Genomic DNA, 20,709 nt, shown 5'->3' with positions numbered 1-20,709 from the left:
AGCCGCATGGTTCCAGCGTTCGGCCGAAGCGGCCAGCGGAAGTGGTCGGGGAGACAGGATTCGAACCTGCGACATCTTGCTCCCAAAGCAAGCGCGCTACCAGACTGCGCCACTCCCCGACGCTATGTATCCTCGCCCGGACTGAACCTGGCGATGGTGGGCCCGGCAGGATTCGAACCCGCGACCTAGCCGTTATGAGCGGCCAGCTCTAACCGCTGAGCTACAGGCCCGGCCGCCGCCGACGATCCGACCGGATCCAGCAGGCCTTGCGATCTGCCGGACGAGGCCCGTTAGACTGCACGGAGGCACTAGGCAAGCGCGACGCGCGCCATGATGTCGGCAACGCTGGTCGGCTGGACCCCACGCCGGGCAAGATGGGCGAAGACCTGGCGCCACCAGCCATAGAGCGTCTCCAAGTCCGCCGCATTGCGCACATAGGGCGTGTACCCGGTCGCCAGCGAGGGGCTGTGGAACGAGAGCACCAGCACCGGCAGGCCGTCGTCGATCGCCACGTCGATGCCGCGGATCGCCTCCTCTGCGGTCACGCCTTCCGGGGTGAGAGGGATGCGCTCCAGCAGGCCCGCCTTCGACAGCATGCCGCGGGCCGACGGCGCACGCCACATCTGCGGGTAGATTGCGCCGCCGAGTTGCCGCAGCGGGCCCCAGAACACCGTCGTCAGCGGCAATTCCATCAGGTTGCTGGCCCGATCGATCCAATAGGGCCGCAAGGGATGGTCGCGATAGTTGGGCCCGCCGGTGCCGCTGTAATCGAAGCGGGCGCGCACCGAGGTGTCGATCGTCAGTCCGTTCTCGGCCAGGATCTCGGCCGTACGCGGGCCCAGGCCATAGCGGCCGGCGCGGTATATGAGCGGAGCCTTGCCGAAGCGGCTCTCGATCGTGTCGCGCAGAATCCGGAACTTTGTGCGTTCCAGCTCGAACGGCAGATTGCCGGCGTAGCTGTTGATCTCGGTCACCTCCTCTTCGAAGGGAGGGCTGACCCAGGGGTGAAGCTGCACGCCCACTTCGGCGCGTCCGGCAGTGACAGCCTCACCGATAGCCTCCACTGCCTGGTGCGAGTTCGCGATGGGGTAGTCGACGAGGTAGACGGGAACGACGCCGAAGTTCTCGCAGAAATCCTGGAAGGTGCGCAGCGCCGGGATGGTGTCTAGGGTATGGCGGTCGCGCTGGATGGGCTGGTCCCAGTCGAACTCCTCCTCGGTGTCGACCGTGACGAGGAAGCGCTGACCGAAGTCTGCGCCAAACTGGACGAAATCCGGTGGTGCAGGTCGGTCGAGGATGTTCGGGCCTGGCAACGCGTAATCCCCAACCACCTCGATCGCGTTCGGGCCACCCTCGGTCCGCTCCACGCCCCGACGTGAGCGATCGTCACCTGTGGGTATGGCGTACCGCGGCGGGGGTCAACCCGGGAAGGCTGAGATGAAAGGCGCCAGCAACACGCCGTAATGCACCGCCTGCGGCCGCCGCCTCTGCCGCGGCCAGGCGCAAGGTGAAGCCGATGCCGAACATGCCCGAGGACAGCGAGCGGGCGCCCTCGACCGGCTGCCCGCTGATCGCAGCTGCATCCAGACGCTCGATCATGGCGTCGGGCATCCGGACCGCCAGCGTGGCGTGAGTGCCCTCGCGAGCGAGTTCGAGCTGGAGGTGTTCGCCAGGCGCCGTCAGTCCAGCGAGGCCCGCGAGCACGCGCCATACGAGGCGCGCGATCTCGTCCTCTTCGATGCCGATCGTCAGCGACGGAGCGGCGTCCGGCAGCACAAAGCCGCTGCCATGCGGCGCCGTCCAGGCCTGCAGCCGCGCCACCGTCTCCTCGACGATCACGGAGAGGTCACACTCTCCTGCAGCAGGAACCTGGCTGCCATTCTCCAGCTTTACCAGGCGGTCGAGCTCATCGAATCCGGCGAGGATCTGCGCGGTATCTCCCGCGATCGACGCTGCGAGTGCGCGGTACTCGTGCGGGGCAGGGCCATAAAGCTGCTGCTGGATGATCTCGGCCGCGATCTGGATGGCGTTCGCCGGCGTGCGTAGCTCATGCAGCACCTGGCGCATGCTGTCGCCCTCGTTGGCGCGCCCGGTCTCCCCGACGCGAGCCGATCGACGCAGCCGACCCGCATAGCCCACGAAGGCGCCACCCGACGCCGCGAACTGCGGCAGCGCATCCAGCCGCCACTCACCGGCAAGATCAGGCGCTCCGAACAAGGTCACGACCACGTTACGAAGCGGTTGGCGCAGCCTGATGGCCGAGCCAAGGTCGGCCGCGTCGGCGTCCAAACCCCCGAGCATCGTGCCTACGAGCGACGAACCCAACGCGCCTTCGGCCCAGTCGATCCGGCCCCTGGGGTCGGTCGCGAAGTCCGCCGCCAGAACGGTCGCGCGGGTAGGGGCGACGCTCTCCAGAGACTGCTGATTGGCATCGGCGCTGCCATCCGACGCGCGTGCCTTGCGGAATTCCTCGATGCGGCGGACGATGGCGCCGATCCCTGCGCCGTCCGGCTGCTCGGGCATGGGCGCGCGGGCAAGACCGGCGGCGCCGCCTTCGAGCACTACGAGTTCGGGGCGTGACCGCTCCGGGATGGAGACGTCTGCGGAAGGGAGCCCGCGATCCTGGATGCCGAGCCGGTCGAGCAGCGTGAGCACGGCAAGGCTGAAGCCGGCACGGTGGCGCAGGATGCCGCGTGCAGCCACCGGCAGCGCAGGGATGATGTCCAGCCAATCAGCGTCGGACAGCTCGGCCGCTGCGATGGCGGCGGTGGCGACTTCCGGCTCTGCGGTGGCCAAGTGCCCGACGAGTTCCGGATTGGCGATGCGCATCATCGGCTCACGCAGGATTGCGGCGCGTTCGCTCGCCGCGATCTCGCCGCTGAGTTCCTCCAGCCGCGCGAACGCCGCGTCGAGCGCTTCGCTGTGCTCTGCGCGCTGTTCGTCCTGCGCGAGCAGATCGAGCAGTTGCCGGAACTGTATGCGCGCCATCGCAGGCCCATGGATGGGCATCTGCAGCACGGTAGCCAGGCGATCGTCGAAGTGCATCAAGTCCTTGCGGCGCTCACGGGCACGTCCGACGCGAGCGCGGCGACGGCCATCGACGCGGCGGCGATCATCGGAAATACCCGTAGGGGGGCTCTCACTAGCAAACCCCGGCTCAGCGGAAAGCGCCGAGGCAGGAGCGTTGCAAAGCGGGACAATTGCGCTAGGGAACAATAATATTTCGTCAGCGGCAGGCACGTCTTCGCTTTGTTGCCTGACGACCCACCTTGTTGCTAACGAGGCACGCAACGCATGCCCATGATCAATCTCGACGACATCGATCGCCGACTCCTCTCCGAGCTCCAGGATGAGGGCCGGATTACCAATGTCGAGCTCGCGCACCGCGTGGGCCTGACGGCTCCGCCGTGCCTGCGCCGCGTGCGCAGCCTTGAGGAGGCGGGCGTCATCCAGGGGTATCACGCCGACCTCGACGCCTCAAAGCTAGGGTTCACGATCACGGTCTTCGCGCTCGTCAGCCTAAAGAGCCAGGCCGAGGAAGCGTTGCGCGCGTTCGAAGAACATATGCGCGATTTGCCCGAAGTGCGCGAGTGCCACATGCTGAACGGCGAGATCGATTTCATCATCAAGATCGTCAGCCGCGACCTGCAGAGCTTCCAGGAGTTCCTGACGTCCAAGCTGACGCCGGCGCCCAACGTGGCCAGCGTGAAGACATCGCTGACGATCCGCACTGCCAAGAGCCTGCCGGGCGTTCCATTAGAGTAACAAGCAACAGGAGTACGCGCGATGAACGCGCCAGGCATGTCAACGCAAGTGCGGCTGCGCCGGAAGTTGATGTGGTCGGTCATCGCACTCCTCCTGATCCTGCCTGCTCTTGCCATGCGGTTCACACGCGAGGTTAACTGGACTGCATCCGATTTCGCCGCTGCAGCATTCCTGCTGGTCGGGGGCGGGTTGATCTATGAGCTTGCGATAAGCCGGATCATGCATCCCACGCTTCGCATAGGGGCAGCAGGTTTGTTGGTCGCGGCGATGCTCCTGCTTTGGGTGCAGGGCGCAGTGGGGCTGCTTTGAGCGCGCTACAGTCGCGCCGCGGCTTCCAGTGCCAGCAGGTAACTGTCCGCGCCGAAGCCGGCGATCGTGCCCTTCGCGGCCAGTGCGATCCATGAGGTGTGGCGAAAATCTTCGCGCGCGTGTGGGTTGGACAAGTGCACCTCGATGACCGGTACGTCGATGGCTCGGATCGCGTCGAGCAGCGCCACCGAGGTGTGCGTGTACGCGCCGGCATTCAGGATCACCGCACTTGCGCCCCGCGACTGTGCTTCGTGCAGCCAGTCTACCAAAGCGCCTTCATGGTTCGACTGTCGGCTCTCGACCACAAGGGCCAGCGCCTTGCCGCGCTCGACCAAGGCCGATGCGATGTCATCGAGGGTTGCCGAGCCGTAGATCCCGGGCTCGCGCGTGCCGAGCAGGTTCAGATTCGGTCCGTTAAGAACCAGCACCAGTTTCTGCGACAACGTCATGGCCTCCCGAATGTCGGCCCGTGCATACCGGAGATGCCGTGCGGCGCAAGCGGACCCTCAGCGTTCGAGGCCTTTTGACTTGCCCCACTGACGCAGCGTCGCATAGCCGAGGTAACCGGTACCGAAGAGCGCGTACAAGGGTTCGGGCAGGGCGGCGAGGTAGCGCGTCATCCCGTCGGCGATCTGCCGTGCCGTACCCGGACTGACGGCCGCCACCAGCCCGATAGGCACGGACCAGAGAATCATCGCGTACATGACATAGAGAAACGTGGGACGCGCTCGCGCTGCGTAAGTCTCGGGCGCTTGACGATCGGCTGAGACCGCTTGCACTGGCGCAGGTTCGTTCAGGGCAGCCAGCGAAGTGATCGCACGGCACTGCGCGCACCGCCTGGCGGTACCAAGAAGACGGTGGATGTAGGACATGCATGGCGCTCCTGTGGACGAAGCGCGACAACATAACCGTTATGGTTCGTGTAGGAAAGGCGCTCTAGCGGGTGACGACGGAGACGAAGCAGGCACTCAGCTCGTCTACACAGTCGCACGTTTCAACGCTGGGCCGGAACGGTCTGTTCGTGATCACGTTTGTGTGAATGAAGGCCGGCGCGGTGATCCCCCACCCCCCCCCCACCCGCTGCGCTGGTCTTTCCTTAGGGCGCAACCTGGTAAGCGGCGATCAGTAAATCAGTCCGCGACGGAAAGCTCGACGACACCGCTACCGGCAGCGCGGATGCCGATCTGACGGGCAGCAGCCTCGGATAGATCGATGAGACGATTGCTGTGGAACGGGCCACGATCGTTGATGCGCACGATCACTGAATCGCCTGTACGCGGGTTTGTCACGCGAACCATGCTGCCGAGCGGCAGCGTACGATGAGCCGCCGTGAGGGCTGATGGATTAAACCGTTCGCCACTGGCAGTGCGATTGCCGGCAAGTTCGCGACCGTAGTAGCTTGCCATGCCGGAGCCTACTTTCTGGTAGGTGGGCTCGACGTCTTTCTGAGGCGCGGTGAGCGGAGCCTGTTCTACCAGCGTTCCCGAAGCTGCGATCGCCGCAAACGGCGCCGCCGTGGGTGCCATCAGGGCGATCGGCTGCTCGGCCAACGCCGGTACCGAAGCACCCGCTGCCAACAATACGCCCGCGAAAGGCAGCGCCAGCGCGGCGTGGAGGGCGACTTTGGGCGCAAGCTTCGCGCGCGCCGAAAGCGGCTTCCTGTTGGCTGTCATTGGTGTTCCCACTCCGTCCCGCAGATGCGAGATGATGGGTACAGGCACAAACTTGAGAAAGGCACCCCTTCAGGGACGGGTCACCCCGTACGGTGAACGGCTTATCCCGCTTGGGTAAGTTCCTGTTAGCAACCTACCTCAACTTCGATCGCGCTGAGCCAGGAGGCGAAGGCGCAGGGCGTTGAGCTTGATGAAGCCCGCCGCGTCCTTCTGGTCGTAAGCGCCGGCATCGTCCTCGAACGTCACGTGACGCTCCGAATAGAGGCTGTCGGGCGACTTGCGGCCGACTACCGAGGCCAGGCCCTTGTACAGCTTCAGACGCACGGTGCCGTTCACCCGCGCCTGGCTGTGGTCGATCGCAGCTTGCAGCATCTCGCGCTCCGGAGCGAACCAGAAGCCGTTGTAGATGAGCTCTGCGTACTTGGGCATGAGCTCGTCCTTGAGGTGCGCAGCGCCGCGATCGAGCGTGATCTGCTCGATGCCGCGATGCGCGCGGGCGTAGATCTCGCCGCCCGGCGTTTCGTACATCCCGCGGCTCTTCATGCCGACGAACCGATTCTCGACCAGATCGAGGCGGCCGATGCCATGCTTGCGGCCCAGTTCGTTGAGCGCGGTCAGCAGCGTTGCCGGGCTCATCGCCTCACCGTTCAGCGCGACGCCGTCGCCGCGCTCGAAGTTGATGGTGATGTACTCAGGCGCATCGGGCGCCTGCTCGGGATCGACGGTGCGCGAATAGACGTAGTCGGGGGTCTCCTCCCACGGATCCTCCAACACCTTGCCCTCGGACGAGGTGTGCAGGAGGTTCGCGTCGGTGGAGAACGGGCTCTCGCCGCGCTTGTCCTTGGGGACGGGCACCTGGTGCTGCTCGGCCCAGGCGATCAGCGCGGTGCGGCTGGTCAGGTCCCACTCGCGCCAGGGTGCGATCACCTTGATGCTGGGATCGAGTGCATAGGCCGACAGCTCGAAGCGGACCTGGTCGTTGCCCTTGCCGGTCGCGCCATGGGCGATGGCGTCGGCGCCGGTCTCGTGCGCGATCTCGATCAGCCGCTTGGAGATCAGCGGACGCGCGATCGAGGTGCCGAGCAGATAGTCGCCCTCGTAGCGGGCGTTGGCGCGCATCATCGGGAAGACGAAGTCGCGCACGAACTCTTCGCGCAGGTCGTCCATGTAGACGTTCTCGTCAGGGATGCCGAGCAGCTTGGCCTTGGCCCGCGCCGGCTCAAGCTCTTCGCCCTGGCCCAGGTCCGCGGTGAAGGTCACCACCTCGCAACCGTACGTCACCTGCAGCCACTTGAGGATGACGCTGGTGTCGAGGCCACCAGAGTAGGCGAGGACGACCTTCTTGATCTCGGACATCGTGAGGAACTGCTCCGCTCGGGAAAATACGCGAGCGCCGGTATCAGCGCTGGTCCCCGCGCGCAACGACGCACTACTTTGCGTTGCGATCGACCTGCGGGTTCAAGGTGGCGAGATGGTCGAGGTAAGTGCGCGGCTTGCGCATGATCTTGGGCGGAAAGTCCGCCTGCAGCCCGCTGATCTGCGCGACGACGCCGACGAAGGTCACGCAGTTGCGCTTGTCGATGTCCCACAAGTGCGCTGGATCGTGCCACCACAGCTGCACTTCCTGGACGATGCGGTGATAGGCGGCATCGCTGATGGGCGTGCGGAAGTGATAATGCGCGCGGCGGATATAATCCGGCTTCTCGATCAGCATCGTTTGCGGGACTGGGCGGAAGAAGCCGGCCGGGTTCCAGGTCAATGCCGAAAAGCCGTAGTTCTCGTTCACGGCGCGTCCGTCCGCATCGAGCGTGCCGGTGAGCGTCACGAAGGCGTGCACCGAGCGGCCAGTGATGACCGAGCCTGGCACGCTGTAGAACGATACGATGACCCGCGCCTCTGCGCCGGCCGCGGTCAGCGCCGCCCACGCTGCCAGCAAGGCGGCGAGGAGTCTCATCCGCCCGCGCCCAGCAAACGCCGCTCTGCGTCGGCAAGGTAATCGCGGGTCAAGGGCAAGGCGTGGCGCGACCGCGCGTACTGGATCTGGTAGTTGCACATGCCACCGCTCTCGAAAGCGGCAGTCGCGCCGGCGAGATAGAAGATCCACATGCGGTAGAACCGCTCGTCGTACATCGCCACGATTGCTTGCCGGTTGGCGACGCAGCGCACGTACCACTCACGCAAGGTCTTCGCGTAGTGCAGCCGCAGCGTCTCGACGTCCGTCGCGATCAGGCGGACCTTCTCGCTCGCGGCGACGGTCTCGCTCAGCGCGGGGATGTAGCCGCCTGGGAAAATGTACTTGCGCGTGAAGGCGTCGGTCGACCCCGGGGAGCCCATGCGGCCGATCGTGTGCAGGAGCATGACGCCGTCCGCGGTGAGCATGTTGGCGCAGGCGCGGAAGTAGGTCTCGAACTGCGGCTGGCCGACATGCTCGAACATGCCGACCGAGACGATCCGGTCGTAACGCTCGCCGCGCCTGGGAAGGTCGCGATAGTCGACCAGTTCGAAAGTGATGCGATCGGCAACGCCGGCCGCCTGGGCACGCTCGCGGGCAAGGGCGAGTTGCTCTTCACTGAGGGTGATGCCGTGCACGCGCACGTCGGCGTGCCGGGCAAGGTAGATCGCCATCCCGCCCCAGCCGCAACCGATATCGAGCACGCGCTGACCAGGCGCGAGCGCCAGCTTGGCAGCGATATGCGCGAGCTTGGCCTCCTGCGCCTCCTCCAGCGTCATGTCGTCCCGCGGCCAGTAGGCACACGAATACTGCATATGGTCAGTGTCGAGGAAGAGCCGGTACAGCGCATTGCCGACATCGTAGTGATGCGCGACGTTGGCCTTGGATTTGCGCGCCTTGTTGAAGCTTTCGAGATGATGCGCCAAGCGATTGCGGATGCGCCGCGAAAGTGTCGGCGCGCGCAAGCTGCCGCCGCGATCCCACGGCCCGTTCGCACGGATGAGCGCGAGCAGGTCCATGATGTCGCCGCGCTCGATGACGAGCTGGCCGTCCATGAAGGCTTCGGCCGCGCCCAGGCGTGGGTCGAGCAAGATGCGCCGCTCGCCCGCTGCGCTGGTAAAGCGAATGGCGACGTCCGGGTAGCCCGGCTCCGCGGTCCCGAGACGTGTGGTGGAACCATCGGCGCGTAGGATTTCGAGCGTGCCCTTGCGGACGACGCGGCCGAGAAAGCGATCGAGCAGCCTTTTCGCCACGATTCTACTGAGCCTCGGCAGCTCTGATCTGGGGAGAGATGTGGCGGCGCGTATCGGTGTAGGATGCCATGGAGCGCATACCTAACTTCATCATGTGGTGAGACAAGGGCCTATGCTGCACTTGCGCCAGATGCAGCATTGCCACTGCCCATTTCTCGCGCGAGGAACAGCACGTCGCGCGGCTGGGCGAGCAAGTGCTGGCCCGAATCGATGAACAGCGTCTCGCCGCTCGCGAGCCAGCCCTCGGCCAGGAAGAGTGCGGCTTGCGCGATCTCGTCGGCGCCGGTCTTTCGCTTCAGCAGGTTCATGCGATGCGAGCACTCGATCTCCGCTTCCACCTGATCGTGGCTGGCAAGGATCGCTCCGGGCGCCAGGCCATAGATGCGGTCACGCGGGTCCGTGCGGGCGATCGACAGCATGGGGACCGTCGAGGAGAGCGCATGCTTGCTCATAGTGTAGGAGAAGAAGTCCGGGTTGGGGTTGGCGATCTTCTGGTCCGTGACCGAGATTGCTCGGCGGCCACCTTGCGCCCTCGCGTGGCGGAGAAATGCCTGCGCCATGGCCGCGGGCGTCGCCGCGTTGACCTGCATGGCATGCTCGAACACCGCGCGCTGGAGGCCGGTAACTTCGTCCAGCTCGAACACGCTGGCGCAGTTCACCAGCACGCGCCAATCGGAAAGCTGTTCGGCGAGATCGGCGATCATGGCGGTGGCCGAGGCTATGTCGCTCAAGTCGCAGCCGATCACCTCGGCCGACTCGATCCTGGCGGCAAGCGCCTCGGCCTCTGAACGCGACGTCCCGTAGTGGATGAGCACGTGCCACCCCGCTGCGCCGAACGCGGCGGCGATCGCCGCGCCGATCCGGCGAGCGCCGCCGGTGACCAGCACTGCGGGCCGATCAACTATCGACATCGAATGCCTTGCATCGGTTCACCTCGTCGGCATGGGCTGCATGGGCGGTTCGAGCATAGGAACGCGATCGGGGGAAGGGCGCAACCGATCCATCGCACATGCGAAAAGGCGCGCCGTTCAGGGGAACGACGCGCCTTTGCAGGGGAACTCAGGTTCGGCTTAGCGGCAACGCGGACGCGAGTTGTTGCGGTCCACTTCGCGGCCGAGCAGAGCGCCGGCGCCCGCGCCGAGAACGGTGCCCAACGTCTTGTCACGGCCACCGTCGATAGTGCGGCCCAGCAGGGCGCCACCGACGCCGCCGATCAGGAGGCCGGTGGTGCCGTTCGACTTGCGGCAGCGGTAACGGCCGTCGTTGCCGCGCCAGTAGCGAACACCGTTGTCGGTCTGGTAGTAGCGGCGGTCGTCGCGACGGCGAGCCTCAGCGGGCGCGCTGGTCATGACCGGAACGGTCACGGCGGCGAGAAGTGCGGTGAGAACGAGTTTACGCATGGTCTATGCCCTCAGTAATTGCGCTTGGTGATGGGGTAACGCCGTACTTCGTTCATTGATCCACAACGTCAGATGAACGAGCATTTGCCCCTATCGCAGCGCGCCCAGGCGGGCTGAATGCACGACCAGCTGAGTGCAACGGCCGCCACCTAGTTGAGTGCGGCCTGCTTCTCCTCGTAGAGCCTGTCCAACTCGGCACGGCTCTTCTTCTCCGCCGCGGTCTTCAGCTGCCCACATGCGGCATCGATGTCGCGGCCGCGCGGGGTGCGCACCGGGGCCGAGATACCCGCTTCGAACACGATGTCCGAGAAGCGGCGGATGCGCTCGGGTGTCGAGCATTCGTATGGGGCGCCGGGCCAGGGATTGAACGGGATCAGGTTGACCTTGGCAGGCAGATTGTACTGCTTGATCAGGCGCACCAGCTCACGGGCGTCCGCGTCGCTGTCGTTCTTGTCCTTGAGCATGACGTACTCAAAGGTGATCCGCCGCGCATTGCTGGCACCGGGGTAATCGGCGCAGGCCTGCAGCAGTTCCTCGATGCCGTACTTGCGGTTGATCGGCACGATCTCATCGCGCACGTCCTTCGTCACCGCGTGGAGCGACACTGCCAGATTGACGCCGATTTCCTCGCCGCATTGCGCCATCTTCGGCACGACGCCCGAGGTCGAGAGCGTGATCCGGCGCTTGGACAAGGCGAGCCCGTCGCCGTCCATCACCAGCTTGAGCGCGTCACGCACGTTGTCGAAATTGTAGAGCGGTTCGCCCATGCCCATCATCACGATGTTGGTCAGCAGGCGCCCATCGGCGGAGTAAGAGCCTTCGTCTTCGTCGTCGTCGAGCCCAGCCATGGTGCCGGTCAGCTCGCCAGCGCCCTTGGGCCATTCGCCCAGGGCATCGCGCGCGAGCATGACCTGGCCGACGATCTCGCCCACCGTCAGATTGCGCACGAGGCGCATGGTGCCGGTGTGGCAGAAGCGGCAATTCAGCGTGCAGCCGACCTGGCTGGACACGCAGAGCGTGCCGCGGTCCGCATCGGGGATGAACACCATCTCGAAGTCGTGGCCGTCCGGCGTGCGCAACAGCCACTTGCGCGTGCCGTCGGTCGAATGCTGCGCTTCGACGATGTCGGGCCGGCCGATCACGAACCGCTCGGCAAGCCAGGGACGCATGGTCTTGGCGATGTCGGTCATCTCGGCAAAGTCGGTGACGCCGCGATGGTAGAGCCAGTGGAAGACCTGCTTCGCGCGCAGCTTCGCCTGCTTGGCGTCGAGCCCGGCGGACGCGAACAGTTCAGCGATGCGCTTCTTGGGCAAGCCGATCAGGTCGGTGCGTCCATCCTCGCGCGGGGTCACGCCCTCGACCAGATCGGGACGCGGCAGCGGGACCGGATCGACAAGACCCGGGATCGTCATAAGTTGTGTGTCGGCCATGGTTGCCCGCCATATAGGGCATCGGCCCACGACATGAAAGTCACGCGCCTACGGGCACTCGCGAACGGCTTGACCGGATCGAGGTTGCCACGTGCGACCGCAGCATGAACTCAGCTCGTCCCTTCACTGTTGCGAGAAAACATCAACGTTTTCGTTGTCTTAGGTTCATGAAACTACGTTGCACTGCAGCGCATTCCAAGGGTCCGGCGGCACCAAACCGACCGACTATGGAGTTGATCATGAAAAAAGTTCTCGTCATCCTCGCAAGCGGCACCGCAGCGATGTCCGTCCCTGCCATGGCGCAAAGCACCGACACGTCCTTCACCGGGCCCTATGTCGAGGCCATCGCCGGGTACGACATCAACAAGGCCGGCAGCAGCATCGATGACACGGTGAGCGCCAACGCGCACGACAAGGCCGACGGCTTCCTCTACGGCGTCGGCGCCGGCTACGACTACGATTTCGGCAAGGTCGTGCTGGGCGTGCAAGGTGAGTTCACCGACAGCACCGCCAAAACGCGCTTCGACGATGGCACGCCGGAGAACTTCGGCCTGGGCAGCGTGAACGCCAAGCGTGACCTCTACGTCGGCGCCCGCGCCGGCTTCAAGGCGGCGCCGAGCACGCTGCTCTACGTCAAGGGCGGCTACACCAACGCCCGCTTCGGCGTCCTGGCGAGCGACGGCACCGACTCCTCGCGCATCAACCTGGATGCGGACGGCTGGCGCCTGGGCGCCGGTGTCGAGCAGAAGTTCGGCACCAACACCTTTGCTAAGCTCGAATACCGTTATTCGAACTACTCGAAGGCCGAAGCCGACTTCCGCGACGACGTTCCCGACAGCGATCGCTTCAACGTCGATCTCGACCGGCACCAGATCGTGGCGGCCGTCGGCTATCGGTTCTGAGGTTTCGGTTTGATGCGTAGGGAAGGGTAGGGGCTTCGGCTCCTACCCTTTCTCTTTTGTCGTCAGACCCTCCCCTGTGAGGGGAGGGGGACCGCCGCCGAAGGCGGGGGTGGAGGGGTGTAACCCTCCGGGTCGAATACCACGCGGGCGGTGACACCTTTCCGTCAGCCGCTTCGCGTCTGCCACCTCCTCTTGCAGGGGAGGATCTCGTCGGTGTGCTTTGGACTCAATCCACCCGCGCGCATCCGATCGACGCCGCGTCCATCGCCGAGGCTGCCCCGGTGAGCGGCCAGCTGTTGCCGAAGTTGCGGCCTTGTGCGTCGCGAGCACTCACCCGCATCGTGGACGCCGAGCGCATCATGGCGATGATGGCGGCGTTGTCGCCATTGTTCGCCGCCCAGGCGTCGCCGCCGCCTCCGGTCAATTGAAAGCGCCTGTCGCCGATCGTTAGGAGGATCGGACGGCCAGGGGCGAGCCGGCGCGAAAGGCGGAAGTGGATCTGGTTGCGCACGCCGCGGCGTGGCCAGGTTCCGATCGCGGCGTAGGGCTGGTAGTCGCGCCGCATCGCGCTCGGCTCGGCCATGGCGATGGCATAGCAGCGCGGCGAGACGGGATCGCGAAAGGCGCCCCAGGTGGCGTAAAGACCCAGGCTGTCGCGCGCCGCCGCCGGAGTGGCGAAGGCCAGCGGGGCGAGGGCGGCGATCAGGCCGGCAAGCAAGGCAGGGCGATGGGACACGCGGCGCTCACTCGCAGATCGCGGGGCGTGCCGGCAAGTCCCATCGTTTGTCCAAGCGGTCAGGCGACCTCGCGGTAGACTTCGCCGATCTTCTTGCCGTCCTCGAAGTAGCCCAGGCCGTAGTCGCCCTTGATCGTGGTGCGCAGCGTCTGGCGCTCGTACCTGGCACTGCAGCCTTCGACCGCGTGGAGCATGCGGTGGTTGTCCCAGATCACCATGTCGGTGGGCGACCAGTCGTGCCAGTAGGCGGCGGTGCTTTCGCCGAGACGGTTCATCTCGTGCGCGACTTCGTCGAGCAGGGCGTCACCCGCAGCCGTCTCGTCGTGCTCCAGCGCAACGGCCATCCAGGGGCCGAAGTGCAGGACCTTCTCACCGGTCTCACGCTCCCAAACGGCCGGGTGTATGGCTCGCGGGAAGATCGCGACTTCCTTCAGCAGGGCGATGTTGCCGCTGTTCTCGGTCAGAGGCGCTAAGTTGACGCCGTACTTCATCTTGGAAAGCCGGGTGTCGAGCGTATAGATTACGTTCTTGCCCTCCAGCCTATCGCGCAGCGCCTGCGGGAGTCGGCGGTAAAGCTCGATACCGTCCATGAAGCCGGTGCGGCCGCCGACTGGTGCGTTGATGGGTGCACGCAGCACACCGGCGTAGTTGAGCTCGTCGTTGTAGCAATGATCGAAGTGCCAGGGCGAGTAGCGTGCCAGCACTTCCCCCTTGTACTCGACCAGACCTTCGCCCGCCTCCGGGTTCTCCAGGTTGGGCTTGTAGTGCATGTCGATCACGCCTGCGGCCTCGTCACCCGTCTCCTTGTCGCGCGGAGTGGTCTTGGTAGGGTGATCCTTGAGCGGGCCGAACACCTTGCTCACCGCGACCTGCATCCGGGCACTAGGTTCCATGTCCTTAAACACGATCATGCCGCGCTCGACGAAGGTGTCGCGCAAGCTCTGGCGCGTCGCCTCGTCCTCCATGTTGGACCAGTCGAGACCCTCGACCAGTGCGCCGAAGCTAAGGTCGTCGCGCAAGTTGCGGATGGTGATGTTGGGCATGGCTCTCTCCTCTTCCTCCTCACGCGCGTTTGTTGAGCCGCGGCGCGGGGGATTGCTAAGCTTGCTGTGCAACTATGCTTGAGTGAGCGATGGGCGCCAAGACATAAATTCGAGCGGGTGCTTAGCAAGGAGGTGGTCGGAACGTGGGATCGCGTCGCGCGTCGGTGAGCATCCGCGACTAGCGCGAACGCAAGTGCGCGAACCAGTCACGCTGCGGCAGGAGGCAGATGCCCGGAGAGCCAGGCAGACCGGTCAAGCCGCGGGCAGGGTTGCTCCGTCGGCTGCGCCATCGCTCTTGCCGCCGGTGCGCTCGATCACTTTGCGCAGGCGCTGCGCGGTGGCGAGCGCCTTGTCCTGCTCTTCATCGGAGCAGTTCGCCTCGACGATGTCTTCGAGGCGGTCGGCGGCCTTGGTCAGCATGCTCTTGAGCGCTTCGGTTTCTGCGCGCGCATTACCCAGCGCGTGGCGCAGATCCTGCTCGGTCTTGTCAGTCATGGAAGTTTTTCCCCGCGTACCCGAGAATGTTCATACGCGTGGTCAGGCGATTGGCCAAGTGTCCCTTCGTTCAAAGATCAGGATAGTTGATCTCCAGCAACTCCCACTCCTTCTCACCGGCGGGCAGGCGCACCGTGCGCAAGTCGCCGACCTGCGCGCCGCGCAGCGCGCGCGCAATCGGAGCGCTCCAGCCGATGCGGCCGGCAGCGGCGTCCTGCTCGTCGTCGCCGACGATCGTCACCGTCAGGCGCACATCATCCTCGTCGGCGAGAGTGACGGTGGCGCCGAAGAAGACCTTGCTGCGCTCGTCCTGGCGCGCCGGGTCTACGACGCGCAGCGCCTTCATGCGTCGAGCGAGGTAGGCGAGCTCCCGGTCGATCTCGCGCATGCGCTTGCGGCCGTAGAGATAGTCGCCGTTCTCGGATCGGTCCCCGTTACCGGCGGCCCAGCTGACGATCTCGACGATTTCGGGGCGCTCCTTGCTAAGGAGGTGATCGTAGCGGGCGCGCAAGGCGGCCATGCCGGCTGGAGAGATGGGAGGGCCTGAAGGAGTCATCGAGAAATCCGTGGCACGAAGTAGCCAGTCACCGGATCCCCCTCCCGCTTGCGGGAGGGGCTAGGGGAGGGCGTGTTTTTACGAAGAGGGCAGGGTGGGTCACATGCCCTCCCCCGACCCCTTCCGCAAGCGGGAGGGGAGAAGGTAGCGGCCTCAACTCAGCCCGGCGTTCTCTTCCCCAGCAGGTTGCTCAATGGTGTGCTGCCCCGATAGTACCCGCGCTCAGGGTGCATGCTCTGGTAGACCACCGCGTTCTCCAGCACGCGCTGGATGTAGTTCTTGGTCTCGTAGATGGGGATGCGCTCGATCCAGTCGATCCAATCCACGGCGCCAGTACGGGGGTCGCCATTTGCGCGCAGCCACTTGTTCACATTGCCGGCACCGGCATTGTAAGCGCCCACAGCCAGCGGGGTCGCTCCGCCGAAGTAGTCCATCATCCGCCCGTAATAGCCGTCGCCCAGGCGCACGTTATAGACCGGGTCGGACATCAGCGCCTGGTCGTCGTAGCCGATCCCCAGCTTGCCCGCCTGTTCGCGCGCGGTGCCGGGCATCAGCTGCATCAGCCCGCGTGCGCCCGCGTGGCTGACGGCGTTCTGCGCGAACTGGCTCTCTTGCCGAGTGAGCGCGTGATCCATGATCCAGTTGGCGCCGGGCGGCACCGGCATCTCGGGAAAGGAGATGCGTCCGAAGCTAGTGTAGCCGTCCGCATGTGCCGACTGGCCGAGGATGACGCCCAGGTCGCGCCGCCCGATCTCGCGCGCCAGGTCGGCGACCAGCACGTGGTCCGCCTCGGACTGCGCCTGGTCGGAAATCTCGCGGTAGAATTGCACCCCGGTGCGCCAGTCGCCATCGCGCGCGACGTCGCGCACTGCCCGCGTGATCGGCTTGGCGTGGAAGGCAGCTCGTTCCGCGCTGGTCGGGCGCGACTGCGGCATGACGTCGAGGTTCGGCATCGGCCGGCCGAGCCGCTCCAGCGAAAGCTGGCCGTAGAACGCCTCGGGGTAGCGCGCTGCCATCTCGAAATAGCGGTTTGCGCCCGCGATATCACCGCCTTGTGCCATGGCTCGCCCGGCCCAGTAGAAGCCCTTCGAACGGGTGCCCGGCGTTTGTGCGGCCGCACCGTAGCGATAGAACAGCGGCGCCGCGCGGCGCGGGTCGCGCAGCTCCCACAGTGCCTTGGTGCCGCCCAGCCAGACCAGCGTGGTGTAATCGTCCCGCACCCGGAACGAGAGCTTGGAGACGTCGGTGCCGGGCGCGAAGGCATCGTCGATCGAAGACGCGATGCGCACCGCCGGGTCCGCTCCGGCGCCCTTGGCCGCGGTCAGCAGCTCGCGCACCCACTTCTCAGGCTCGGGCACTGGCTGCGACAAGGGCGCTCGCGTAGCCAGCAGGCTGATCGCGGCGGGCAGGTTGCCGCTTTTGCGCGCCTGCACCGCGCGGTTGTAGATGTAGCCGGGATCGCGCAGCAGGTCGGGACCGATCGGCATGCCTAGCGAGCCCGGCGCGGCGCCCTGCAATAGCGACAGCCGCTCCATGTACATGCTACGGCGTGCGGCCGAGACGAACGAGATCTGCCGCTCGGCCTGCGCGGTCTCGCCTTGCCAGAGCAGCGCGTTCATGCGGGCATCGTGGTCGTCGCTGGTGAAGCGATCGCGGTAGAACGAGAGCAGGGTCGCCTCGTCGTTGGGCGTCAGCGAACCCAGGCGCCAGGCGAGTGCTGCGCGCTGTGCCGCATCGGCGCGGCGGGTGTAGGTCAGGGCCGTCGCATAGCGGCCCGCGGCCTGGCTGCTCAGCGGCGGAAAGCGATCGAAGAAGGCGATCAGGCGGGAAGGATCGGGCGACTCGTTGGCCAGCGCCTTTTCCGCGTACCCGCGCAGCTTCTCCTCCTGCGGGTAGCCGGGGTAGGTCATCAGGAACGAGGAATAGGCGTCGAACCCCATCCGGTCGCTGGAGGTCAGCAGCTTCCAGCGATCGACCGACTGGTGCGTCGACATATCATGGACCTGCATCTGCGCGGCGCGGGCACGGTCCCACTCGGCGCCCCCGGTCGACATGCCCGATGCCATGGTCGTACCCATCGGCATGCCAGGGGGCGTGCCCATGGACGTGCTTTGCGCCGAAACCGAGTTCGCGAAGCAGAAGGCGGATGTCAGCAGAAGACAGGCAGAGGCGCGCAGCATGCTGGACATTTTCGGGAAAGGCTCCTTATCAGGCCCTGAATGATCAAGTCTCACGGTGGCCGCTTGCCGTTGCTGGCAGGCGCTTGTGCCGCCTTGATGACCAACAGCAAAGGCCAAGTCCATGTTCTCGGGTTCGATACCGGCACTCGTTACCCCGTTTCGCGACGGCGCGTTTGATGAGGGCGCGTTCCGCAAGCTGGTCGAATGGCAGATCGAGAACGGCTCGTCGGCGCTGGTTCCGTGCGGCACCACGGGCGAAAACTCCACCCTCTCCAACGCCGAGCACCACCGCGTGATCGAAGTTTGCGTCGAGCAGGCTGCAGGCCGCGTGCCGGTGATCGCGGGGTGCGGCAGCAACGACACAATGAACGCACTTCTCCACATGAATTTTTCGAAGAAGTCCGGCGCCGCCGCCGCGCTGGTCGTCGCACCTTACTACAATCGGCCGAGCCAGGAGGGGCTGCTGGCTCACTTCTCCTACCTGGCGGAGCATAGCGACCTGCCGATCGTGCTCTACAACGTGCCCGGCCGCACTGTGACCGACCTGCAGCCCGAGACGGTGTGCGAACTGGCGCGCCGGTTCCCCGCCACCTTCGTCGGCATCAAGGATGCGAGCGGCGACCTCAGCCGCGTCACCGATCACCGGATGGGCATCGGCAAGCAGTTCGCCCAGCTCTCGGGGGACGACGAATTGGCGCTGCCGTTCAACGCCGCTGGCGGGATCGGCTGCATCTCGGTCACCGCCAATGTCGCGCCCAGGCTCTGCGCCGATTTCCAAGCCGCCTGCGCCGCCAACGACCTGGAGCGCGCGCGCGACCTCAACGACAAGCTCTATCCGCTGCACTACGCCATGTTCGAGGACAGCTCGCCGGGGCCGTGCAAGTACGCCCTGGCGCAGGTCCACGACTGGATCGAGAACGAGCTTCGCCTGCCGCTGGTCCCCTGCAACGACAAGGCCCGCGCAGCCGTGGACGCGGCGCTGGAGCATGCCGGACTGTTGTGAGTGCGCCTGGCCGAGCCCGACCTACTCGGGCGGATTGTGCGCCTGCAGGAACTTCAGCGATTCGGTGAGCATCTGCAGGCGCGTGTCGCTGATTGACAGCCAGTGATCTTCGTGCCGCAGCACCACCAGTTCGACCGGCTTGCCCGCTGCCCGTAAGGCGCCTGCCATCGCGCTGGAGTGCTGGAACGGGACGACGGTATCGTCCTTGCCGTGGATCAGCAGCACCGGCGCATCCGCATTCGCCGCATGCTTGCGCGGTGAGACGGCGTCATAGCCCTTCGGATCGCCCAGGCCCTTGCGCAGCGAGCGCCAGGTCATGGACGAGTAGCCGCTTTCGCGCACTTCGGTGTTGTACAGCATCTCGAGGTCGGCGACCGGAGCGACGGCGACGGCACAACGGTAGATGCCGCTCTGCAGCGTGACACCGGCAAGCGCCGCATAGCCGCCATAGCTGGCGCCGACGATGCAAGCGCGCTTGGGGTCGACGATGCCGCGTCGTGCCAGCTCGGCCAGACCATCCGAGATGTCGGTCTGCATCTTGCGGCCCCACTGGTTCGCCGAGGCGTTGCGAAACGCGCTGTCCCGCCCGGTCGAGCCGCGGAAGTTCGGCTGGAACACGGCGTACCCTCGCGAGGCGTAGGCCTGTGCCCACCAGTCGAAGTCTGGCTCGTCGCGAGCGTGCGGGCCACCATGAGGCATGAGGATCACCGGCAGGCTGCGTGCCTCACGCCCGGAGGGCAGCGTCAGGATGCCGTCCATCTCCAGCCCGTCGCTGGCCTTGTAGGCGATGCGCGCGATCGGCCCGACTTGCTCGGGCTCGATCAGCGGCCGCTCGAACCCGATCGCGTCGGCCTTCAGCGCCTTGACGTCCACTTTGTAGAACGTGCCGCTATCGCCATTGCCGCTCGTCCGGACGAGCACCTGGGAGAAGTCGGGCGTCCAGTCGATCAGTTCCGTGCGGAACTTGGCAAAGACCTTGTATATCTTGCTCGCCGCTGCCTGCTTGGCCGGGTCGAACAGGACCGGCACCTGCTTGCCGTCGTCGTCGTTCAAGTAGCCGAGCAGCCGGCCGTTGGCAGGGTCGAACAGGAACCTGGCGAGGCCAAGGTCGGTGAATATCTCCTTCGCGGTCCCACCAGCCAGAGGCACCTCGAAGTAGCGCTGCGTGCCCTCTGCGTCGCGTAGCAAGTAGATCAGGGTGCTACCGTCCCGACCCAGGCTGACGATGTCGACGTCCCCGGTCTGATCGACTCCGGTGGCAATCGGCCGGTCACCGGAGTTGAGGATGTTCCAGCGTCCGCTCGAGTGATCGATGTCCAGCGTCGCGGCAACCTGCCCGTTCTCGTCGACTTGCCATGAGCGGTTGTGGCCCTCGGCAGCGGCTCTGGCCAACTTGCGCGCGGAATTGTGCGCAAGATCCACTTCGTAGAGGAATGGGCGACCATGCACGAACGTCGCCCCCACGCCGCGTATGTCCAGCTCCACACCGCCGTAGTAGCCTTTCAGCACGCCGCCCGGATGCCGCAGACCGTAGGATCCGAAGACCACGTCTCCGACATCGCGCGAGTTGCCGAACACGAGCGACGGCTTCTGGCCGGGTGACGTGTGGACGATCAGGACACCGCTGAACTCGTAGAGCGTGGAGGTGAACTCCGGACCAAGCGACGAGGCGGCGCTGTTGTGGAGGAGCACGGTGTCATCGCTCGGGAACTCCAAGCCTCGGACCTTGCTGTCGCCAAGGTCCGATTGCGTCTTGATCGAACCATCGGCGCCGACGACGAGAAGCTTGCGCAAGCCCTTGATGCGCGACACCGTGGCGAGATCGCCGCTTGGGGAGATTGCCATGGCTTCGACCGCGGGCAGATTGCCGTATGCTTCCAGCGGCGGCGGTGCCGCGTGTGCCACGCTCACTTGCGCGAGGAGCGCCGCCATGCTGGCGAGGGCGACCCGCCGCGCTCGCCAAATCGATCTATGCTGCACTGATGCCCCCACGATGCCCTTGGGGAATAATGC

General features: G+C 65.6%; 21 protein-coding genes and 2 tRNA genes. 4 read left to right on the top strand and 19 right to left on the bottom strand.

The features are described from left to right. Positions 1 to 42: 42 nt before the first annotated feature. The 4 genes from GV044_RS06735 to GV044_RS06720 all read right to left on the bottom strand — a co-directional run bounded on the left by GV044_RS06735 (position 43) and on the right by GV044_RS06720 (position 3,045). A tRNA-Pro gene (locus GV044_RS06735) sits at positions 43 to 119 on the bottom strand. Positions 120 to 154: 35 nt separating this feature from the next. After that, positions 155 to 230: transfer RNA gene (locus GV044_RS06730), tRNA-Ile, on the bottom strand. Positions 231 to 308: 78 nt separating this feature from the next. After that, positions 309 to 1,313, bottom strand: coding sequence for a polysaccharide deacetylase family protein (locus GV044_RS06725; RefSeq protein WP_159871016.1), 1,005 nt, complete (start codon positions 1,311 to 1,313; stop codon positions 309 to 311). 73 nt (positions 1,314 to 1,386) lie between these two features. Further along, positions 1,387 to 3,045 carry a HAMP domain-containing sensor histidine kinase gene (locus GV044_RS06720; protein WP_159867157.1) on the bottom strand — a complete coding sequence of 553 codons (1,659 nt, stop codon included), beginning with the start codon at positions 3,043 to 3,045 and terminating at the stop codon, positions 1,387 to 1,389. 255 nt (positions 3,046 to 3,300) lie between these two features. Between GV044_RS06720 and GV044_RS06715 the strand changes: the two genes are divergently transcribed. Both GV044_RS06715 and GV044_RS06710 read left to right on the top strand, forming a co-directional pair. Beyond that, positions 3,301 to 3,765 carry an Lrp/AsnC family transcriptional regulator gene (locus GV044_RS06715; RefSeq protein ID WP_159871013.1) on the top strand — a complete coding sequence of 155 codons (465 nt, stop codon included), beginning with the start codon at positions 3,301 to 3,303 and terminating at the stop codon, positions 3,763 to 3,765. Positions 3,766 to 3,786: 21 nt separating this feature from the next. Next, on the top strand, positions 3,787 to 4,074 hold the full coding sequence (locus GV044_RS06710) for a hypothetical protein (protein ID WP_159867153.1): 288 nt from the start codon (positions 3,787 to 3,789) through the stop codon (positions 4,072 to 4,074). A gap of 5 nt (positions 4,075 to 4,079) precedes the next feature. Here GV044_RS06710 and aroQ read toward each other — a convergent pair whose 3' ends face one another. The 9 genes from aroQ to rlmN all read right to left on the bottom strand — a co-directional run bounded on the left by aroQ (position 4,080) and on the right by rlmN (position 11,781). Beyond that, complete coding sequence (gene aroQ / locus GV044_RS06705; protein WP_159867150.1) at positions 4,080 to 4,523, bottom strand: type II 3-dehydroquinate dehydratase; 444 nt, start codon at positions 4,521 to 4,523, stop codon at positions 4,080 to 4,082. A gap of 57 nt (positions 4,524 to 4,580) precedes the next feature. Next, positions 4,581 to 4,946, bottom strand: coding sequence for a 3TM-type holin (locus GV044_RS06700; RefSeq protein WP_159867147.1), 366 nt, complete (start codon positions 4,944 to 4,946; stop codon positions 4,581 to 4,583). 258 nt (positions 4,947 to 5,204) lie between these two features. Beyond that, positions 5,205 to 5,747 (bottom strand): septal ring lytic transglycosylase RlpA family protein, encoded by a 543-nt coding sequence (locus GV044_RS22085; protein ID WP_236554762.1) that lies wholly within the window; start codon positions 5,745 to 5,747, stop codon positions 5,205 to 5,207. 138 nt (positions 5,748 to 5,885) lie between these two features. Beyond that, complete coding sequence (locus tag GV044_RS06690; protein ID WP_159867144.1) at positions 5,886 to 7,103, bottom strand: argininosuccinate synthase; 1,218 nt, start codon at positions 7,101 to 7,103, stop codon at positions 5,886 to 5,888. A gap of 73 nt (positions 7,104 to 7,176) precedes the next feature. Continuing rightward, positions 7,177 to 7,701, bottom strand: a complete 525-nt coding sequence (locus GV044_RS06685; protein WP_159867141.1) for a hypothetical protein — start codon at positions 7,699 to 7,701, stop codon at positions 7,177 to 7,179. Further along, positions 7,698 to 8,951 (bottom strand): cyclopropane-fatty-acyl-phospholipid synthase family protein, encoded by a 1,254-nt coding sequence (locus tag GV044_RS06680; RefSeq protein WP_159867138.1) that lies wholly within the window; start codon positions 8,949 to 8,951, stop codon positions 7,698 to 7,700. Before GV044_RS06680 ends, GV044_RS06685 begins: the two co-directional genes overlap by 4 nt. Before the next feature lie 110 nt (positions 8,952 to 9,061). Continuing rightward, complete coding sequence (locus tag GV044_RS06675; protein ID WP_159867135.1) at positions 9,062 to 9,862, bottom strand: SDR family oxidoreductase; 801 nt, start codon at positions 9,860 to 9,862, stop codon at positions 9,062 to 9,064. 159 nt (positions 9,863 to 10,021) lie between these two features. Next, positions 10,022 to 10,351 carry a glycine zipper 2TM domain-containing protein gene (locus GV044_RS06670; protein ID WP_159867132.1) on the bottom strand — a complete coding sequence of 110 codons (330 nt, stop codon included), beginning with the start codon at positions 10,349 to 10,351 and terminating at the stop codon, positions 10,022 to 10,024. A gap of 149 nt (positions 10,352 to 10,500) precedes the next feature. Next, positions 10,501 to 11,781 (bottom strand): 23S rRNA (adenine(2503)-C(2))-methyltransferase RlmN, encoded by a 1,281-nt coding sequence (gene rlmN / locus GV044_RS06665; RefSeq protein WP_159867129.1) that lies wholly within the window; start codon positions 11,779 to 11,781, stop codon positions 10,501 to 10,503. Positions 11,782 to 12,020: 239 nt separating this feature from the next. Here rlmN and GV044_RS06660 point away from each other — a divergent pair, with 239 nt between their 5' ends. Further along, entirely contained in the window at positions 12,021 to 12,683 is a 663-nt protein-coding gene (locus GV044_RS06660) for an outer membrane protein (RefSeq protein WP_159867126.1), read from the top strand. A 226-nt stretch (positions 12,684 to 12,909) separates the two neighbouring features. On the opposite strand, the gene GV044_RS06655 is transcribed toward GV044_RS06660, so the two are convergent. The 5 genes from GV044_RS06655 to GV044_RS06635 form a co-directional block, all read right to left on the bottom strand. After that, positions 12,910 to 13,419, bottom strand: coding sequence for a hypothetical protein (locus tag GV044_RS06655; RefSeq protein WP_236554761.1), 510 nt, complete (start codon positions 13,417 to 13,419; stop codon positions 12,910 to 12,912). A 59-nt stretch (positions 13,420 to 13,478) separates the two neighbouring features. Next, entirely contained in the window at positions 13,479 to 14,462 is a 984-nt protein-coding gene (locus tag GV044_RS06650; protein WP_159867123.1) for a TauD/TfdA family dioxygenase, read from the bottom strand. A gap of 252 nt (positions 14,463 to 14,714) precedes the next feature. Then, a complete protein-coding gene (locus GV044_RS06645; RefSeq protein WP_159867120.1) occupies positions 14,715 to 14,957 on the bottom strand; it encodes a hypothetical protein in 243 nt (80 codons plus the stop codon). A gap of 70 nt (positions 14,958 to 15,027) precedes the next feature. Further along, a complete protein-coding gene (gene greB, locus GV044_RS06640; RefSeq protein WP_159867117.1) occupies positions 15,028 to 15,513 on the bottom strand; it encodes a transcription elongation factor GreB in 486 nt (161 codons plus the stop codon). A 158-nt stretch (positions 15,514 to 15,671) separates the two neighbouring features. Beyond that, entirely contained in the window at positions 15,672 to 17,702 is a 2,031-nt protein-coding gene (locus tag GV044_RS06635; RefSeq protein ID WP_159867114.1) for a lytic transglycosylase domain-containing protein, read from the bottom strand. A gap of 112 nt (positions 17,703 to 17,814) precedes the next feature. Here GV044_RS06635 and dapA point away from each other — a divergent pair, with 112 nt between their 5' ends. After that, on the top strand, positions 17,815 to 18,696 hold the full coding sequence (gene dapA, locus GV044_RS06630; RefSeq protein WP_159867111.1) for a 4-hydroxy-tetrahydrodipicolinate synthase: 882 nt from the start codon (positions 17,815 to 17,817) through the stop codon (positions 18,694 to 18,696). Between the two features lie 21 nt (positions 18,697 to 18,717). On the opposite strand, the gene GV044_RS06625 is transcribed toward dapA, so the two are convergent. Beyond that, on the bottom strand, positions 18,718 to 20,628 hold the full coding sequence (locus GV044_RS06625; protein ID WP_159867108.1) for a S9 family peptidase: 1,911 nt from the start codon (positions 20,626 to 20,628) through the stop codon (positions 18,718 to 18,720). Positions 20,629 to 20,709 lie beyond the last annotated feature (81 nt).

Source organism: Novosphingobium sp. 9U, from assembly GCF_902506425.1.
Classification (GTDB): Bacteria; Pseudomonadota; Alphaproteobacteria; order Sphingomonadales; family Sphingomonadaceae; genus Novosphingobium.
This window is presented reverse-complemented; position numbering and strand designations above follow the sequence as displayed.

Coding starts and splice junctions, on each gene's coding strand:
- GV044_RS06690 (WP_159867144.1), bottom strand. CDS start 7,103: ATGTCCGAGATCAAGAAGGTCGTCCTCGCCTACTCTGGTGGCCTCGAC.
- aroQ (WP_159867150.1), bottom strand. CDS start 4,523: ATGACGTTGTCGCAGAAACTGGTGCTGGTTCTTAACGGACCGAATCTG.
- GV044_RS06670 (WP_159867132.1), bottom strand. CDS start 10,351: ATGCGTAAACTCGTTCTCACCGCACTTCTCGCCGCCGTGACCGTTCCG.
- GV044_RS06715 (WP_159871013.1), top strand. CDS start 3,301: ATGATCAATCTCGACGACATCGATCGCCGACTCCTCTCCGAGCTCCAG.
- GV044_RS06685 (WP_159867141.1), bottom strand. CDS start 7,701: ATGAGACTCCTCGCCGCCTTGCTGGCAGCGTGGGCGGCGCTGACCGCG.
- GV044_RS06700 (WP_159867147.1), bottom strand. CDS start 4,946: ATGTCCTACATCCACCGTCTTCTTGGTACCGCCAGGCGGTGCGCGCAG.
- GV044_RS06625 (WP_159867108.1), bottom strand. CDS start 20,628: ATGGCGGCGCTCCTCGCGCAAGTGAGCGTGGCACACGCGGCACCGCCG.
- GV044_RS06710 (WP_159867153.1), top strand. CDS start 3,787: ATGAACGCGCCAGGCATGTCAACGCAAGTGCGGCTGCGCCGGAAGTTG.
- GV044_RS06635 (WP_159867114.1), bottom strand. CDS start 17,702: ATGTCCAGCATGCTGCGCGCCTCTGCCTGTCTTCTGCTGACATCCGCC.
- GV044_RS06675 (WP_159867135.1), bottom strand. CDS start 9,862: ATGTCGATAGTTGATCGGCCCGCAGTGCTGGTCACCGGCGGCGCTCGC.
- GV044_RS06660 (WP_159867126.1), top strand. CDS start 12,021: ATGAAAAAAGTTCTCGTCATCCTCGCAAGCGGCACCGCAGCGATGTCC.
- GV044_RS06645 (WP_159867120.1), bottom strand. CDS start 14,957: ATGACTGACAAGACCGAGCAGGATCTGCGCCACGCGCTGGGTAATGCG.
- GV044_RS06720 (WP_159867157.1), bottom strand. CDS start 3,045: ATGCACTTCGACGATCGCCTGGCTACCGTGCTGCAGATGCCCATCCAT.
- GV044_RS22085 (WP_236554762.1), bottom strand. CDS start 5,747: ATGACAGCCAACAGGAAGCCGCTTTCGGCGCGCGCGAAGCTTGCGCCC.
- rlmN (WP_159867129.1), bottom strand. CDS start 11,781: ATGGCCGACACACAACTTATGACGATCCCGGGTCTTGTCGATCCGGTC.
- greB (WP_159867117.1), bottom strand. CDS start 15,513: ATGACTCCTTCAGGCCCTCCCATCTCTCCAGCCGGCATGGCCGCCTTG.
- dapA (WP_159867111.1), top strand. CDS start 17,815: ATGTTCTCGGGTTCGATACCGGCACTCGTTACCCCGTTTCGCGACGGC.
- GV044_RS06650 (WP_159867123.1), bottom strand. CDS start 14,462: ATGCCCAACATCACCATCCGCAACTTGCGCGACGACCTTAGCTTCGGC.